Genomic DNA, 15165 nt, shown 5'->3' on the forward strand with positions numbered 1-15165 from the left:
CGGTCCCCACAATCTGGAATTTTCGTCCCAAAGGCTTACCAAAAACTGCCGTTCGTTGAACCGCGTTAAGGTATTGGTAACCGCTCGGGGGGAAAATGTGAACAATTGTAAAGAGTTAATGGTTTTCTTGTTGTGAGGCTCTGGGCTGCGGGCGGTACGCGGTTCCAGGATCGAAGCGCGCGGGGCGTTCCCCAGCGGCGGGCGCTGCGTGTCCTCACGACGTCTCGGAACTAAGGACAATGGCGACCACATATCAATATCTGCTGCGCCGCAAGGCGGAGCTGGAATCCCGCATGGTTGAAGCTCAGCGGCGGGCTCAAGCCCCGTTTGAAAGCGAACTGAGAGCCATCCTCTTGGCGCTCGACGCGCTGCGACAGGCCGGCATGGCCGAGCGCCTGACGACCGGCGAGACGCCCGCCTTCGCGCCGCCGACGCCGGGCAAGCGCGGCCGTCGCGGTCGCTCGACCCGTGACATGATCTTGATGACGTTGGCCCAGGCGCCAGGTCTCAACGAGACGGAGATCGCCCGCCAGCTGGATCACCGCTGGAGCCGCCCGATTACGCCCGCTTTGGTGGGACGCGAACTCGAACCCCTTGAGATCGAAGGGTTGGTGAGGCGCTCCGGTGCGGGGTGGGTCAGGGTCGAAGAGCCGACCGACCGTGACGAAGCTGGGGAGAGTTTTCTCGCCGCGTCAGGCCACTGAGATCGCGGAGGCCGGGACCCCCGGCCTCTCAGGTCTTGGCTGAAACCTGTTTGGGGTTCGCGCGCGCAGGTTTCAGCAGCGCCTTCAGGCGCTGTTCGCGCGATAGCGGCCGAAGGATCAGCGGGCTCATCAGCCCGCCTCCTTCATGTCGACCTCGATGCCCTGCTCGCGAACCTTGCGATAGAGGGTCGAGCGACCAATGCCGAGGCGGCGCGCCACCTCACTCATATGGCCGGCGTATACATCGATCGCGTGCTGGATCAGGTCGCGCTCGATCTCTTCCAGCGTCCGCAGATGGCCGCGATCATCGAGAATGCGTACGGGCGCATCGCCGATGGATGCGGCCATGGCGGCGTGAGTAGCTTGCAGCAGGGCCGCTGGCGGCGGCGCAGGCGCAACCGAGACCGCCTCGATCGGCGCGGCGAGGCCCGAGATGGCCGGGAAGTCGAAGGGCTGCAGGTAGGGCGCATCTGCCAGAACGATGGCGCGGTACACCGTGTTCTCCAGCTGGCGGACATTGCCCGGCCAATCGAAGGCGGTCAGCAGTTGAATCGTCTCGGGCGAGGCGCCGATGACGCGCTTGCCTTCCTCGACATTGAAACGGCGAATGAAGGCCTCGACGAGGGCCGGAATGTCCTCACGACGCTCGCGCAGCGACGGCGCCTCGATCGGGAAGACATTCAGCCGATAGAAGAGGTCCTCGCGGAAGCGGCCGGCTGAGACCGCCTGCTGCAGATCGCGGTTGGTGGCCGAGACGATACGGACGTCGACCTTGATCGAGCGCTTCGAACCGATGGGGTCGATCTCGCCCTCCTGAAGGGCCCGCAGCAGCTTGACCTGCATGTCCAGCGGCAGCTCGCCCACCTCATCGAGGAACAGGGTGCCGCCGTCGGCTTCCTTGAACTTGCCCAGGTGCTTGTCGGTAGCGCCGGTGAAGCTGCCCTTCTCGTGGCCGAACAGGATCGACTCGACGAGGTTTTCGGGGATCGCGCCGCAATTGACGGCCACGAACGGCTTGCCGGCGCGATCTGACGAGCCATGCACGGCGCGCGCGATCAACTCCTTGCCGACGCCGCTTTCGCCGGTGATCAGCACGGGAATGGCGCTCTTGGCGGCCCGTTCGCCCATGCGCTTGACCATGGTCATCACCGGCGACGCGCCGATCAGGTCGGCGAAGGTGGTCTTGCCGCCTGCGCGCTTGGTCAGCCGCTCGACCTCACCCTTCAGGTCGCCCATCGACAGGGCGTTGCGGATCGACACGGTGATCCGTTCGGGCGAGGCGGGTTTGATGAAGAAGTCGCAGGCGCCGGCCTGCATCGCCTTGACCACGGTGTCGACGCCGCCGCTGGCCGTCAGGACGATCACAGGCTGCTGGAAGCCGCGCGCGCGCATTTCCTTCAGCGTGTCCTGACCGTTCAGGCCGGGCATGACGAGGTCTAGCAGGATCACGTCAGCGGGGGCGCCCGACGTCAGGTGCGCGATCGCCGCATCACCGCCTTCAGCGTGCGAGACCGCGAACCCATCGCGCTCGAGCACCGCTTGAATCAGCCGACGTTGTGTCGGGTCGTCATCGACGACAAGGACCGTTTTGGTCATTGGGCACATCCACCAGAACCGGCCATGCCCACATGGAGCAGGGCTCTTGTTGGTTCAGAGTGATACAGGTCGTGGGTAAACACCGGCTTTCGCAGAGGTGTCGCGAACCTTAAATCTTATAGTTAAGAGTGACTTCCGGGGGCGATGCTGCTGACGACCCGGTGACGGAGGGGCGGGTGACGACTGCGCCTTGCGTCTGGCGGGGCCGTGGCTCGGCTGGACTTCCTGGGCGCCGACGAGGATCGTGGGGCTGGGCCTGCCGGAGCGCAGGGCCTCAAACCAGGGGCGGGGGAAGGCATGTTCGTTGGACACTATGCAGGCGCGCTCGTGGCCAAGGCGATCGAGCCCCGGGCGCCGCTCTGGAGCTACGTTCTCGCCTGTCAGGCCGTCGACATCGCTTGGGGCGGCCTGATCATCGCAGGCGTCGAGAAGGTGTCTGTGGATCACAGCCTGCCGGGGAGCGCGCTGGTGCTTTCCCATATGCCGTATAGCCATAGCCTTCCGGCCGCCGTCCTCTGGTCCGTGGGCGTGGCGACGGTGCTCGCCCTGCTCCTGAAACTGCCCCGACGCGCAGGCCTGTTCATCGGCCTGGCTGTGCTCTCGCATTGGCTGCTCGACTTCCTGGTCCACCGTCCTGACCTGCCGCTTCTGTGGAGCGGGCCCAAGGTTGGGCTTGGCCTCTGGGACCACGCGGTTCTGGAGCAGGCTGTCGAGATGGGGCTCCTGGGGATAGCGGGCGCGGCCTGGGCCTGGCGGCGTGGCAAGGACGGGCTTGGCTGGGGCGGCGCCGTGGTCTTCCTGGGCTTTCTGCTTGTCTTGCAGGTCGTCCCGCTGCTGAAGCCGTTGGCCGACGATCCGGTCGGCCTCGGATCTTCGGCCCTCGCGACCTATCTGGCCGTGGGCCTCGTGGCGTTCCTCGCGGAGTTCAGAGCGCGCAAAGACCGAACCTAGGGCGCCGAAGCATTGCGCCTTGGGGGGCGAGAGCCCTATCTGCTGACCTATGAACGCGCCCTTCAAACCCGACGCCCCGCCCGAATGGACTCTGACCGACCTCTACTGCGGCCGTGACGATCCGAGGATCGAGACCGACCTCGCCGCGGCCAAGGCCGCCAATGATGAGCTGGCGTCTTTGGAGGGGCTGTTCCTGGAGGCGCGTAAGGAGCCTCAACGGCTAGGCGTACTGCTGGATCGCGGGATCACACTCTACGAACAGGCGACCAACGGCCTGTGGAGCGTGGGCGCCTATGCGGGCTTGGCGGCCTCTGTCGCGCGGGACGATCCGGCCTGGGCCAAGTTCGAGGCGGACTTGCGGGCCCGTTCCTCCCAGATCGCCGCCGAGAGCCTGTTCTTCACGTTGGAGTTGAACCAGCTCGAAGACAGCGAGATCGCCAAGGCGCTGGTGGCGCATCCTGAGGCGGCGCGCTGGGCGCCGTGGCTGCGCCGCGTGCGCTTGTCGCGGCCGCACGAGCTGTCGCCGGAGCTTGAGCGCTTCATCGTCGACAAGGCCCCAGCGGTCGCCAACTGGGTGCGGCTGTACGACGAGACCCTGGCCAAGCTGACCGCCACCGTCGGTGACGAGACCCTCACGCTCGCCGAAGCCCTCAATCGCCTCTCCGATCCCAGCGTCGAGCGTCGCAAGGCCGCCGCCGACGGTCTGGCTGCGGCGCTGGAGGCTCGTGCGTCGACCCAAGCGCTGGTGCTGAACACCCTGGCGTTCGAAAAGCAGGTCGAGGACCGCTGGCGGCGTTACGAGACGCCCGCCCAGTCGCGCCACCTCGCCAACGAGGTCGACGCCGATGCTGTGGACGCCCTGGAGCAGGCGGTGGTTGAAGCCTATCCGCGCCTGTCGCATCGCTACTATGCGCTGAAGGCCAAGGTCATGGGCGTTCAGGCGCTGGACTACTGGGACCGCAACGCGCCCCTCACCACCGCCGCCCCGCGCGCCTACGCCTGGGACGAGGCCAAGGACATGGTGCTGGACAGCTTCCAGGACCTGGCGCCCAAGTTCGCCGACGCCGCCCGGGTGTTCTTCGACAAGCCCTGGATCGACGCCCGGCCGCGCCCGGGTAAGCAATCGGGCGCCTTCGCGCACCCTGTGACGGCCGATCGGCACCCATTCGTGTTCATGAACTACATGGGCGAGCGCCGGGATGTCCTGACCCTGGCGCACGAGCTGGGCCACGCTGTCCATCAGACCCTGTGCCAGCCTCTGGGGACGCTGCTGGCCGACACGCCGCTGACCTTGGCCGAGACCGCATCCATTTTCGGCGAGGGCCTGGTGTTCGATCGCCTGCTGGCCGAAGCTACGCCGGAGGACCGCAAGGGTCTGCTGGCGGGCAAGATTGAGGACGGCCTCAACACCGTCGTCCGCCAGATCGCCTTCCATCGGTTCGAGCGCCGCTTCCACGAGGCCCGTCAGGACGGCGAGCTCTCACCGGACCAGATCGGCGCGCTCTGGCTGGACGTCATGGGCGAGAGCCTGGGGCCGGCGGTGAAGCTGAACGCCGGCTATGAGCACTACTGGGCCTATGTCAGCCACTTCTGCCACGCCCCGTTCTATGTCTACGCCTATGCCTTCGGTGATCTCCTGGTTCGAGGCCTGATGGAAAAGCGCCGTGAGGATCCCGCAACCTTCGCGCCGCTCTACGAGGATCTCCTCGCGGCGGGCGGCACGCGCACCTATGTGGAGGCGCTGAAGCCCTTTGGCTTGAACCCGCGGGACAAGGCTTTCTGGGCCGCCGGCTGCGCCCAACTCGAGCGGTTGGTCGACGAGTTCGAAACCCTGGTGTGAGGTGACATGGCCGACGACGCCCGCGACCCCGAACGTGACCGACTGACCGGCCGGCTTTCCCGCTTCGCCAAAGTGGGCGCGGGCTTGTCGGGCGCGGCTGTGTCATACGGCGCCAACCGGATGTTCGGCGGCGATGAGGCCGACGCGCGTAACGCCAAGGCGCTCAAGGCGGCGCTTGGCGGCTTGAAGGGGCCACTGATGAAGGCGGCCCAGATGTTCGCCACGGTGCCTGACCTGCTGCCGCCCGAGTTCGCCAAGGAGCTGGCCGAGCTGCAGACCAATGCGCCTGCCATGGGATGGCCGTTCGTCCGCCGGCGCATGGCGGCCGAACTCGGCGCGGATTGGCAGGCGCGGTTCGCCAGTTTCGAGCACGAGGCCGCCGCCGCCGCCTCGCTGGGTCAGGTTCATCGCGCTACGACGCATGACGGTCGCGCCCTGGCGGTGAAGCTGCAGTATCCAGACATGCAGAGCGCGGTCGAAAGCGATCTTGGCCAACTGCGCGCCTTGATCGCCCTCATCAAGCGAATGGATGGCGCGCTCGACCCGTCCGAGGCTATTGTCGAGATCGGCGATCGCCTGCGTGAGGAGCTGGACTACGCCCGCGAAGCCAAGCTGATGGCGGTCTACGCCAACTTCTTCGCCGATCGCGCAGATATCCGGACGCCGTCGCCCGTGCCGGAGCTTTCGACCGGACGGCTGCTGTCTATGACCTGGCTGGAGGGTCATGGGCTGCTGACCTTCAAGACCGCGCCGCAAGAGGTTCGCGACCGCATCGCCGCGCTCTTGTTCGAGGCCTGGTGGAGCCCGATGACTCATCTGGGGATCATCCATGGCGACCCGCACCTGGGGAACTACACCTTCGGCGGCGAGGGGGCGGCGCACTTGAACCTTCTCGATTTCGGCTGCATCCGCATTTTTCCGCCGAAGTTCGTGGCTGGGGTGGTGAGGCTCTATCGCGCCCTGGCCAACGATGATCGCGCCGAGCAGGTCGAGGCCTATCGCAGCTGGGGCTTCCAGGGGCTCAGCGATCCTCTGGTCGACGCGCTGAACGTCTGGGCGCGGTTCATCTATGGGCCTCTGCTGGACGACCGGGTCCGCACCGTGGCCGATGACGTGCCCCCTGGTGAATACGGCCGCCGCGAGGCCTTCAAGGTGCGTCAGGCGCTCAAGGCCGTCGGCGGCGTTACGATCCCGCGAGAGTTCGTGTTCATGGACCGCGCCGCCATCGGTCTCGGGGCGGCCTTCCTGCACCTGGGCGCCAGCCATAACTGGAAGCAGCTGTTCGAGGCCTCTCTGGAAGGCTTCTCCGAAGAGGCAGTCGCCGAAAGGCAGCGGATGGCGCTTTCCAGAGTTGGCATACAATAATCCGCTCTCCGCGGTTTTCGCCGGGGAGAGCGGAGTAGGGTTACTCATACGCCCGGAGAAGCTCCTCCAGTCGCCGCTGCTCGGGCTTCATCACCCAATAGAAGCGCAGGGTGTTCCAGCCATAGCTGGCCGCCAGGGCGAAGACGCAAAGCGCCATGGCCTGGAAGCCTGCGGCGGCGCTCATACGACCGTCGTCCTTGAGGTGATCGAGGGCTATCCACAACGGGAACAGAAACACGGGCGTCAAAGCGCAGAAGGTCTTGAAGTTTCGCCGCGCCGCCTGGTTTCGGGCCAGAAGGCTTTCGAGGGTGTCGCGCATGGGCTGGCCGGTGTGGCGGCGGCGGGCTCGGAAGCCGTTCCAGAATACGCCGATCAGCGCCGCCCAGCAGACGCCCAGCATCGCCAGTCCCGGCCAATCATGCGCGAAGGCGTCGCCTCGAGAGGCGGCCACCCCGGCCACGACCGTGAACACGATCATCGCCCCAAAGGGGATGGCCGCCAGCATGAATTCCGTTCTGCGGCGGGCGTTCAGCATCGTCATCAGTTCCTCCATCAATCGGGCCTGCTGGTCTTCGGTCGGGCGGTTGGCCTCCGACCGCCAGGCCTGTTCGAGGCGCTCAAAGTCCATCGGCGTCCTCCTTCACCAAGGTCGAGAGCCGCTGGCGCAGGCGGGTCAGCCGCGCGCCGACATTGCTCTCCGAAAGCCCGTGCAGCCGGGCGATCTCGGCATAGGGCAAGCCGTCCAGCGACAGCAGGACCAGCGACCGCTCGACCGGGGCCAGGGTGCGGATCGCCGCATAGAGCCGCTCCAGGAGCGGACCTTGCGGATCCTCGCCGGCGTCGCGGACCAGCAGTTCGGCCTCGACCGTCACGCCGCGCAGCCGCCGGCGGACCTCGCCTCGCTTCCAGGTCAGGGCGGCGTTGTGCGCCACCCGGTGGGCGAAGGTTCCGGTCGCGCTCTCCGCGCGGAAGCGGGGACGGGCCCGCCAGAGCGCCACGGTGAGCTCCTGCAGCAGATCGTGCTGATCCGCCGCTTCGGCAAACGCCCTCGCCGTCCGGTGCAGCATCGGCAGATGCGGCGCCAGCCAGTCGGCGAAATTGTCGTGGTCTCGGCCCAAGCCATCCCCCTGTTTCGAAAGGTTAGACGCCGGCCGGAGCGTCGTCCTTACGGAAGGCTTTCCTTTTTTCAAACGCTTGTTAGCCTGACGGCATGTCCGATGATCTGACAGACGCCCAGACAGCCGCGATTCCGGACGGCTTCTCTCAACTCAATTGGTCGCGCGGCTTTGGCCGACAGATCGGGCCGTTGTTCGAGCATCGCGAGGGGCCCGGCCAGGCGCGCTTGGCCTTCCGCGTGGAGGAGCACCACACCAACGGCCTGGGCAACTGCCATGGCGGCATGCTGATGAGCTTCGCCGACATGGCCTGGGGGCGGATCATCTCGCTGCAGAAGTCCTACAGCTGGGTCACCGTGCGGCTGATGTGCGACTTTCTTTCCGGCGCGAAGCTCGGCGACTGGGTGGAGGGCGAGGGCGAATTGATCGGCGAGGAGGACTTGCTGTTCACGGTTCGCGGCCGGATCTGGTCGGGCGATCGAACCCTGATCACCGGCACCGGCGTCTTCAAGGCGCTGAGTCCGCGAAAGCCGCGGCCCGGCGAACTGGCTTATAAGGAAGAGGCTTAACCGATGGCCGACGACCAATCCGCGCCAGCCTCTCTGCTCGCGCCGTTCATGGGCGCGCCGCCTCCGGCTCCCTCATGGTTCGACGCTGCGATCGACCAAACGCCTGAGCGTACGATGATCCCGGTCGAGGGGGCGAATATCGAGCTTCTGACCTGGGGCGAGGTCGGCAAGCCGGGTCTGCTGCTCTTGCATGGCAATGGCGCACACGCTGACTGGTGGAGCTTCATCGCGCCGTTCTTCGCCAAGGACTGGCGCGTGGCGGCGATCTCGTGGTCGGGCATGGGGGGCAGCGACTGGCGAGAGGCCTACACCGCCGAACTCTTCGCCGCTGAGATCTTCGCGGCTGTGGAAGCCGCGGGTCTTGAGGCCGGCGGCGTCAAGCCGATCGTGGTGGGCCATTCGTTCGGCGGCTTCCCGACGCTGTATTGCGCCGCGCGGCACGCCGACCGCCTGCGCGGGGCCATCCTGCTCGACACCACGATCCAGCCGCCCGAAAAGCGCTGGAAGGGGCCTCCGCCGCGTTCGGGCAAGGGCGCGCCAGCCTATGAGACCTTGGAAGAGGCCCTGACGCGCTTTCGCCTGGCGCCGCCTCAGGGGTGTGAGAACCTCTATATCGCGGACTTCATCGCGAGGCGCTCGCTCAAGGAAACTGCTGAGGGATGGACCTGGAAGTTCGATCCGGATCTCTGGCGCAATTTCAAGATGCCGGACCTGGGCGACCTGTTGCCCCAGATCGCCTGCCCGACCGCCTTGGCCTGGGGCGAGCGGTCAAACCTGATGACCGAGGAGACGCTCGCCTACATGGTGGGGCGCATGCCGGAGACCGTGCTGAAGCTCGCCATTCCGGACGCCGACCATCACGTCATGGTGGACCAGCCTCTCGCCTGTGTCGCAGGATTGCGCGGTCTGCTGGCCAATTGGCCCTGAGGTCTCGCGACGGGTGACAAGGCGATCTGCGACCGGTAATCGCGGAGCAGGCCGCCGAGAGACTAACCGACTTGTCCGTATCGCCGTTCCAGGGCCCCGTCCTCGTCTACGCGCCCGATCGCGGAATCGGCGACCTGATGTGGCACTTGCCGACGATCCGCGCGATCGCGGCCACAACGCCTGAAGACAAGGTGGTCTTGGTCGCGCGCCCGTCGAGCCGGGCCGCCGAGGTGCTGAAGGTCGAGCCGTCGGTCGAACGGGTGCTCTACGCACCGCACTACAAGGATCGCCTGAAGGGCGTCCGTGAGACGCTCGACTTCTATCGGATTTGCCGGGCGCAAAAGCCGCGCGCGGTCTGGATCTTGGAAAAGATCGACCGCCCGGCAATCGCTGCGGCCCTTGCGAGGGTGCCTGAGCGACGTGGCTTTGGCCTCGGTCATGGCCAGGAGCGCTTTCTGACGACCGGGCCCTTCCTCCCCAAGGTCATGCGGCCCGCGCACCGGATCGACAAGCTCGAGGCGTTCGAGAAGGCGCATGGTCTCGTGGTCGCCAGCCGGGAGCCGGCGCTGAAGCTTGACCCCGAAGCCCTGGCGGCTGTGAAAGCCAAGTACGCCGACCGCCCCGGGCCGTGGTTGTGCCTCGGGATCGGCGCCAGCGAACCGGCCCGAACCTGGCCGGCGTTGCGCTTCGCCGAGACGGCTCAAAGGCTCTCCGACCTCTTCGGCACGGTGTTCTGGATTGGCGGTCCGCACGAGGCGGAAGCGGCGAAGGCGGCTGTCGGCGACATGACTGGAAACGTGGTGGCTTGCGATCTGCCTCTCGACCAGTCGGCGGCGCTGATCTCGCTGTCCGCCGGCTTCCTGGGCAACGACTCAGGCGCGTTGAACGTGGCGGCTGCGGTGGGCGTGCCTTGCGTCGGATTGATGGGCACGGCGCCCGTTCCGGCCTACTCGCGCTGGCTGTCGCGTCTGGATGGCGGGCAGGGCCGGATTTCGGATATTACCGTCGACGAAGCGGTCGCGGCCGTGCGCGCGCGCTTCGTCGCCGAGCGCTGGGGCGATGCGCGCGCTTGAGCCTTCGCCGCCCGCGTTGTATCGGGCGAACTCGGTTTCTTCTTTTCTTTCCTGAGGACGACACATGGCCGGCGACTATCACCGCGGTGAGATGGACATCCACGAGCAAGCTGCCACCTACGACGCGTTCGGCAAGATGACCAAGTGGGGCTCGCTGGCCGTTGCGGTCCTGCTGCTCTTCATCACCCTGCTGTTCTGCACGCCGGCTGGGTTCATTGGTAGCGCTATCGCTTCGGTGGTCCTGCTGGCGCTGGGTGTGGTGCTTCTCAAGGAAAAGCCCACTCAAAGCCACTGACACCGGTGGCCATCGGTATAATTTTTCCCTGACGTGCACGTCATGCCTCGACAAGAGGCAAGACTATCCCCTACAGAGCCCCGCATGCTGGTGAGGTAACACCGCTCTGGGGAGGGGAATGCCGATGGCCGTCATCGCCGTCACGAAAGAGACCCGCGCCAACGAAACGCGGGTCGCAGCCACGCCTGAAACGGTCAAGAAACTCGGCGCGGCCGGTTTCTCTGTCGTCGTTCAGGCCGGGGCTGGGACGGCCGCGTCCTATCCAGACGCCGACTACGAAGCGGCCGGCGCCAAGATCGCTAAGACCGCCAAGGACGCGCTGAAGGACGCCGACGTCCTGTTCAAGGTGCGCGCGCCCGAGTCCGCCGAGATCGCGGCTCTGAAGAAAGGCGCCATCGTCGCCGCTGCGCTGAATCCTTACCAGGACAAGGAGACGCTGGACGCCCTGGCGAAGGCCGGCGCGACCGCGATTGCCATGGAGTTCATCCCGCGCATCACCCGCGCCCAGGTCATGGACATGCTGTCGTCCCAGGCCAACCTCGCCGGTTATCGCGCGGTGATCGAAGGGGCCGAAGCCTATGGCAAGGCCCTGCCGATGATGATGACCGCCGCCGGCACCGTCGCCGCGGCCAAGGTGTTCATCATGGGCGTCGGCGTCGCGGGCCTGCAGGCCATCGCGACGGCCCGCCGTCTGGGCGCCGTGGTCACCGCCACCGACGTGCGTCCGGCCACCAAGGAGCAGGTCGAGTCGCTGGGCGCCAAGTTCCTGGCCGTCGAGGACGAAGAGTTCAAGAACGCCCAGACCGCCGGCGGCTACGCCAAGGAGATGTCCAAGGAGTACCAGGCCAAGCAGGCTGAGCTGGTCTCGAGCCACATCGCCAAGCAGGACATTGTCATCACCACGGCCCTGATCCCGGGGCGCCCCGCGCCCAAGCTGGTCAGCGCCGCCCAGGTGGCCTCGATGAAGCCGGGCTCGATCCTGGTCGATCTGGCGATTGAGCAGGGCGGCAATGTCGAAGGCGCCAAGCTGAACGAGACCGTTGTCACCGCCAACGGCGCCAAGATCCTCGGCCACGCCAACCTGCCCGGCCGTATCGCCGCTGACGCCAGCGCGCTCTACGCCCGCAATCTGTTCGCCCTGTCGTCGCTGTTCACGAACAAGGAGGGCGCCTTCGCCCCCAACTTCGAGGACGAGATCCTGCAGGCCGCCGTCGTCACCCGTGACGGCGCGATCGTCCACCCGAACCTGAAGACCGCCTAACTCCAGCATCGAAAGGGAGGCTCCCATGGAAGCCGTCGACCCCACCGTGTTCCGTCTGGCGATCTTCGTGCTCGCCATCTTTGTCGGCTACTACGTCGTCTGGAGCGTGACGCCCGCGCTGCACACGCCGCTGATGGCTGTCACCAACGCCATCTCGTCGGTGATCATCGTCGGCGCCCTGCTGGCCGCTGCGGCCCATGGGGCCAATGCCGACCTCGCGGGCGGCGCCGTCGCTGGCTCGACCTGGATCTCCAAGGGCGCCGGCGCGATCGCCGCTGCTTTCGCGGCGGTCAACATCTTCGGCGGCTTCTTGGTCACCCAGCGCATGCTGGCGATGTACAAGAAGAAAGAGAAGAAGTGAGCGGGCGAGAGCAGGGGGAACCAGTCCAATGAACGCCAATCTCGCCGCCATCCTTTACCTCGTTTCCGGGGTGCTCTTCATTCTCGCGCTTCGCGGCCTGTCCAGCCCGGTGACTAGCCAAGCAGGCAACCGCAACGGCATGATCGGTATGTCCATCGCCGTCGGCACGACCCTGGCCACGCTGTGGAGCCAGGGCGCGCTGGACGCCGTGACCCTGGGCCTGATCCTTGGCGGCGTCGCCGTCGGGGGCGCGGTCGGGGCGGTGATCGCTCGCAAGGTCGCCATGACCTCGATGCCGCAGCTGGTCGCCGCGTTCCACAGCCTAGTCGGCATGGCCGCCTGTCTGGTGGCCGTGGCCGCCATCTATACGCCCGCCGCCTATGGCATCGTGGGTGAAGACGGCGCCATCCACGGCGGTAGTCTGATCGAGCTGTCGCTGGGTCTGGCCATCGGCGCCATCACCTTCACCGGTTCGGTCATCGCCTTCGCCAAGCTGAACGGCAACATGGGCGGCGCGCCGATCCTGCTGCCGGCCCGTCACCTGCTGAACATCATCATCGCGGTGGCTATCGTGGCGCTGATCGTGGTGCTGGTCGCCAGCGGCGGTTCGGCGATCTGGGCCTTCTGGGGCATCTTCGCCCTCAGCCTGCTGATCGGCGTCACCCTGATCATCCCGATCGGCGGCGCGGACATGCCCGTCGTGGTGTCGATGCTGAACAGCTATTCGGGCTGGGCGGCGGCGGCTCTGGGCTTCACGCTCGAGAACACCACCCTGATCATCACCGGCGCCCTCGTCGGTTCGTCGGGCGCGATCCTGTCCTACATCATGTGCAAGGGCATGAATCGCTCGTTCGTCTCGGTGATCCTGGGCGGCTTCGGCGCCGACGCCGCGGCGGCGGGCCCCGGCGGCAAGGTCGAGACGCGCCCCGTCAAGCAGGGCTCGGCCGACGACGCGGCCTTCATCATGAAGAACGCCAGCAAGGTGATCATCGTCCCGGGCTACGGCATGGCCGTCTCCCAGGCGCAGCACGCCCTGCGCGAAATGGCCGACAAGCTGAAGGAGGAGGGCGTCGAGGTGAAGTACGCCATCCACCCCGTCGCGGGCCGGATGCCGGGCCACATGAACGTGCTGCTGGCGGAAGCCAACGTGCCCTATGACGAGGTCTTCGAACTGGAGGACATCAACAGCGAGTTCTCGACGGCGGACGTCGCCTTCGTGATCGGCGCCAACGACGTCACCAATCCGGCGGCCAAGACCGACCCGACCAGCGCCATCTTCGGCATGCCGATCCTGGATGTGGAGAAGGCGCGCACAGTGCTCTTCGTCAAGCGCGGCATGGCCTCGGGCTACGCGGGGGTCGAGAACGAGTTGTTCTTCGGCGACAACACGATGATGTTGTTCGGCGACGCCAAGAAGATGGTCGAGGGGATCCTCAAGGGTCTTTGATCCTCAACTTCTGAAACGACGAAGGCCCCGGCGACGCCGCCGGGGCCTTTTTCGTGCCCGCTCCAAAACAAAGGCCCCAGGATTACCTGAGGCCTCTGTCGCGGGGTGGTGTGGGGGAGTTGGTGGTGTCGATCACTTAACGGCCACTTCGACCGCTTGAGCGCGGGCGGCGTAGGTCAGGGCTTTGCGCTGGTGCGTCGACAGCTGGTTGGCGGCTTCGCGGCGAACCTTGGCCACACAGGCGCCGACGGTCATGTCCAGGCCTTGGTCGCTACGCTGCATCGCCCGGCAGAGGTCTTGGCCGGCGTTGTCGACGCGAGCCTTGAAGACAGCTGCTTGAGACGGGTCGGCCAGGTTCAGGTCGCCGAAGCTGATCGTCACGCTCGGCTCGCGCTCGCCAGCGTTGGCGGCTTGCGTCAGGCCCAGCACCGGTACGGCGGCGAGGCTCAGGGTGGCGACGGTGGTCAGGCTCATGATGAACTTGCGCATTTGAAGTATCCCTCTGGTTGGGCGCTGTTCCGTGCGCCGATGAATATTGGATACCTGTAGCCTTCCGCGAAGTCCCGTTACGTCTCAGTCATGACGTGTAATTAAGAGAATTACGACGCGTTAATATTCTAAACGGAATGTAATTTTCGCAATATAGATAGAATTCTTGTTCATGGCTCGGGAGTATATGGTTTGCAAATGGTTAAGCTGCGCCCTGTTTTTGCCTCATGCGACATCCATACACGCCGCCGATTCACCATCCCGAAAGGTCAAGTATGAGAGCAAGATCGCCTAGGCGCGGTCTTCTCGACTGACCGAACGTCGAAGAGGAAGCGGTTTTGGTCTCTAGGAGCTTGGCGCTATCGCCGCAGCACTTGCGCGTCGCGTTCTTCTCGATGCTGGGCGTCGCGGCGATGGCGGGCGCTTTGAACGGCGCGGTCGCCTTGGGTCAGTGGGTCGCTGACGCTCCCATGGGCCAGGCAAGCGTTACGGCCGCTCAGCCTGCGCCCGAACCTGAGCTTGAGATGCAATCACCGCCGCCGGCCTTCGCCTTCGACGCGCCGCTGCCCGGGCGGGTCATCAACTCCCCGTTTGGGTTACGGCAGATGCCCTGGGAGGAGAGCGGCCGGTTGCACCAGGGCGTCGACATCGCCGCGCCCGCCGGCGCCGCCGTGAAGGTGGCTGCGCCCGGCGTCGTGAAGGCCACCGGCGTCAGTCCCACTTACGGCCGCTATGTGCTGGTCATGCACAAGGGCGGACTCTCCACAATGTATGCGCATCTGGCGCGTCCGACGCGCGGCTTGAAGCGCGGCGCCTATCTGCGACGGGGCGATACCGTCGCCTTTGTCGGCAACTCGGGCCGGTCCTCGGGCTCCCACCTCCACTTCGAGATCCGCAAGGGCGACAAGCCCCTCAATCCCAGCTTCTTCCTGGGGCGGACCTTCGCCGAGGCTGACGATCTGCCTCTGCGGGCGGCCAGCCGCGTGTCCAAGAAGGTTCACAAGGCCACGGTGTCCCGCTGGCCGCCCGGTGTGACCAAGAGCGCAAAAGGGCAGGTCCAGGTGGCTCGACTGAAAAATGGACGGGTCAAGGCTACCCTTTCCGTGGCGACAGTTCCGGCGCCCGCCGCCTCGACGACGCCAGCGACCACCGAGGCGGCGATTTAACGTCGA

The 15165-nt window shown here is 66.1% G+C and carries 17 protein-coding genes; 12 read left to right on the forward strand and 5 right to left on the reverse strand.

From position 1 onward, the window contains the following. The first annotated feature begins 239 nt into the window (after window positions 1-239). Window positions 240-704, forward strand: a complete 465-nt coding sequence (locus ACT53N_RS07415; protein ID WP_476063288.1) for a hypothetical protein — start codon at window positions 240-242, stop codon at window positions 702-704. A gap of 28 nt (window positions 705-732) precedes the next feature. Here the strand turns inward: ACT53N_RS07415 and ACT53N_RS07420 are convergent, their stop codons facing one another. Together ACT53N_RS07420 and ACT53N_RS07425 are read right to left on the reverse strand one after the other, a co-directional pair. After that, a complete protein-coding gene (locus ACT53N_RS07420) occupies window positions 733-834 on the reverse strand; it encodes a hypothetical protein (RefSeq protein WP_476063289.1) in 102 nt (33 codons plus the stop codon). Then, window positions 834-2300, reverse strand: a complete 1467-nt coding sequence (locus tag ACT53N_RS07425) for a sigma-54-dependent transcriptional regulator (RefSeq protein ID WP_476063290.1) — start codon at window positions 2298-2300, stop codon at window positions 834-836. Before ACT53N_RS07425 ends, ACT53N_RS07420 begins: the two co-directional genes overlap by 1 nt. Before the next feature lie 297 nt (window positions 2301-2597). Between ACT53N_RS07425 and ACT53N_RS07430 the strand changes: the two genes are divergently transcribed. Genes ACT53N_RS07430 through ACT53N_RS07440 form a run of 3 tightly spaced genes read left to right on the forward strand, consistent with a single transcriptional unit; the run spans window position 2598 to window position 6456 of the window. Beyond that, window positions 2598-3251 (forward strand): hypothetical protein, encoded by a 654-nt coding sequence (locus ACT53N_RS07430; RefSeq protein ID WP_476063291.1) that lies wholly within the window; start codon window positions 2598-2600, stop codon window positions 3249-3251. Between the two features lie 49 nt (window positions 3252-3300). Further along, window positions 3301-5091, forward strand: a complete 1791-nt coding sequence (locus ACT53N_RS07435) for a M3 family oligoendopeptidase (RefSeq protein WP_476063292.1) — start codon at window positions 3301-3303, stop codon at window positions 5089-5091. A gap of 6 nt (window positions 5092-5097) precedes the next feature. Beyond that, window positions 5098-6456 carry an ABC1 kinase family protein gene (locus ACT53N_RS07440; protein ID WP_476063293.1) on the forward strand — a complete coding sequence of 453 codons (1359 nt, stop codon included), beginning with the start codon at window positions 5098-5100 and terminating at the stop codon, window positions 6454-6456. A 40-nt stretch (window positions 6457-6496) separates the two neighbouring features. Here ACT53N_RS07440 and ACT53N_RS07445 read toward each other — a convergent pair whose 3' ends face one another. Together ACT53N_RS07445 and ACT53N_RS07450 are read right to left on the reverse strand one after the other, a co-directional pair. Then, window positions 6497-7084 carry a hypothetical protein gene (locus tag ACT53N_RS07445; RefSeq protein WP_476063294.1) on the reverse strand — a complete coding sequence of 196 codons (588 nt, stop codon included), beginning with the start codon at window positions 7082-7084 and terminating at the stop codon, window positions 6497-6499. Next, the gene (locus ACT53N_RS07450; RefSeq protein ID WP_476063295.1) at window positions 7074-7574 is read right to left on the reverse strand and encodes an RNA polymerase sigma factor; all 501 of its coding nucleotides are present in this window, start codon (window positions 7572-7574) and stop codon (window positions 7074-7076) included. The genes ACT53N_RS07445 and ACT53N_RS07450 overlap by 11 nt, the downstream gene beginning before the upstream one ends. A gap of 92 nt (window positions 7575-7666) precedes the next feature. Here ACT53N_RS07450 and ACT53N_RS07455 point away from each other — a divergent pair, with 92 nt between their 5' ends. The 7 genes from ACT53N_RS07455 (at window position 7667) to ACT53N_RS07485 (ending at window position 13504) form a co-directional block, all read left to right on the forward strand. Further along, on the forward strand, window positions 7667-8140 hold the full coding sequence (locus ACT53N_RS07455) for a PaaI family thioesterase (protein ID WP_096052565.1): 474 nt from the start codon (window positions 7667-7669) through the stop codon (window positions 8138-8140). Window positions 8141-8143: 3 nt separating this feature from the next. Beyond that, a complete protein-coding gene (locus ACT53N_RS07460; protein WP_476063296.1) occupies window positions 8144-9067 on the forward strand; it encodes an alpha/beta fold hydrolase in 924 nt (307 codons plus the stop codon). Window positions 9068-9138: 71 nt separating this feature from the next. Continuing rightward, entirely contained in the window at window positions 9139-10140 is a 1002-nt protein-coding gene (locus ACT53N_RS07465) for a glycosyltransferase family 9 protein (RefSeq protein WP_476063297.1), read from the forward strand. Window positions 10141-10204: 64 nt separating this feature from the next. Then, the gene (locus ACT53N_RS07470) at window positions 10205-10435 is read left to right on the forward strand and encodes an aa3-type cytochrome c oxidase subunit IV (RefSeq protein WP_476063298.1); all 231 of its coding nucleotides are present in this window, start codon (window positions 10205-10207) and stop codon (window positions 10433-10435) included. Window positions 10436-10553: 118 nt separating this feature from the next. Then, window positions 10554-11696 carry a Re/Si-specific NAD(P)(+) transhydrogenase subunit alpha gene (locus ACT53N_RS07475; protein ID WP_476063299.1) on the forward strand — a complete coding sequence of 381 codons (1143 nt, stop codon included), beginning with the start codon at window positions 10554-10556 and terminating at the stop codon, window positions 11694-11696. Between the two features lie 25 nt (window positions 11697-11721). Then, window positions 11722-12057, forward strand: coding sequence for a proton-translocating transhydrogenase family protein (locus ACT53N_RS07480; RefSeq protein ID WP_476063300.1), 336 nt, complete (start codon window positions 11722-11724; stop codon window positions 12055-12057). Window positions 12058-12085: 28 nt separating this feature from the next. Next, window positions 12086-13504, forward strand: a complete 1419-nt coding sequence (locus tag ACT53N_RS07485) for an NAD(P)(+) transhydrogenase (Re/Si-specific) subunit beta (RefSeq protein WP_476063301.1) — start codon at window positions 12086-12088, stop codon at window positions 13502-13504. Window positions 13505-13636: 132 nt separating this feature from the next. Here ACT53N_RS07485 and ACT53N_RS07490 read toward each other — a convergent pair whose 3' ends face one another. Further along, a complete protein-coding gene (locus ACT53N_RS07490; RefSeq protein WP_476063302.1) occupies window positions 13637-13993 on the reverse strand; it encodes a UrcA family protein in 357 nt (118 codons plus the stop codon). 395 nt (window positions 13994-14388) lie between these two features. Between ACT53N_RS07490 and ACT53N_RS07495 the strand changes: the two genes are divergently transcribed. Further along, on the forward strand, window positions 14389-15159 hold the full coding sequence (locus ACT53N_RS07495; RefSeq protein WP_476063408.1) for a M23 family metallopeptidase: 771 nt from the start codon (window positions 14389-14391) through the stop codon (window positions 15157-15159). Window positions 15160-15165 lie beyond the last annotated feature (6 nt).

This window comes from Caulobacter sp. DMC95 (assembly GCF_056313785.1).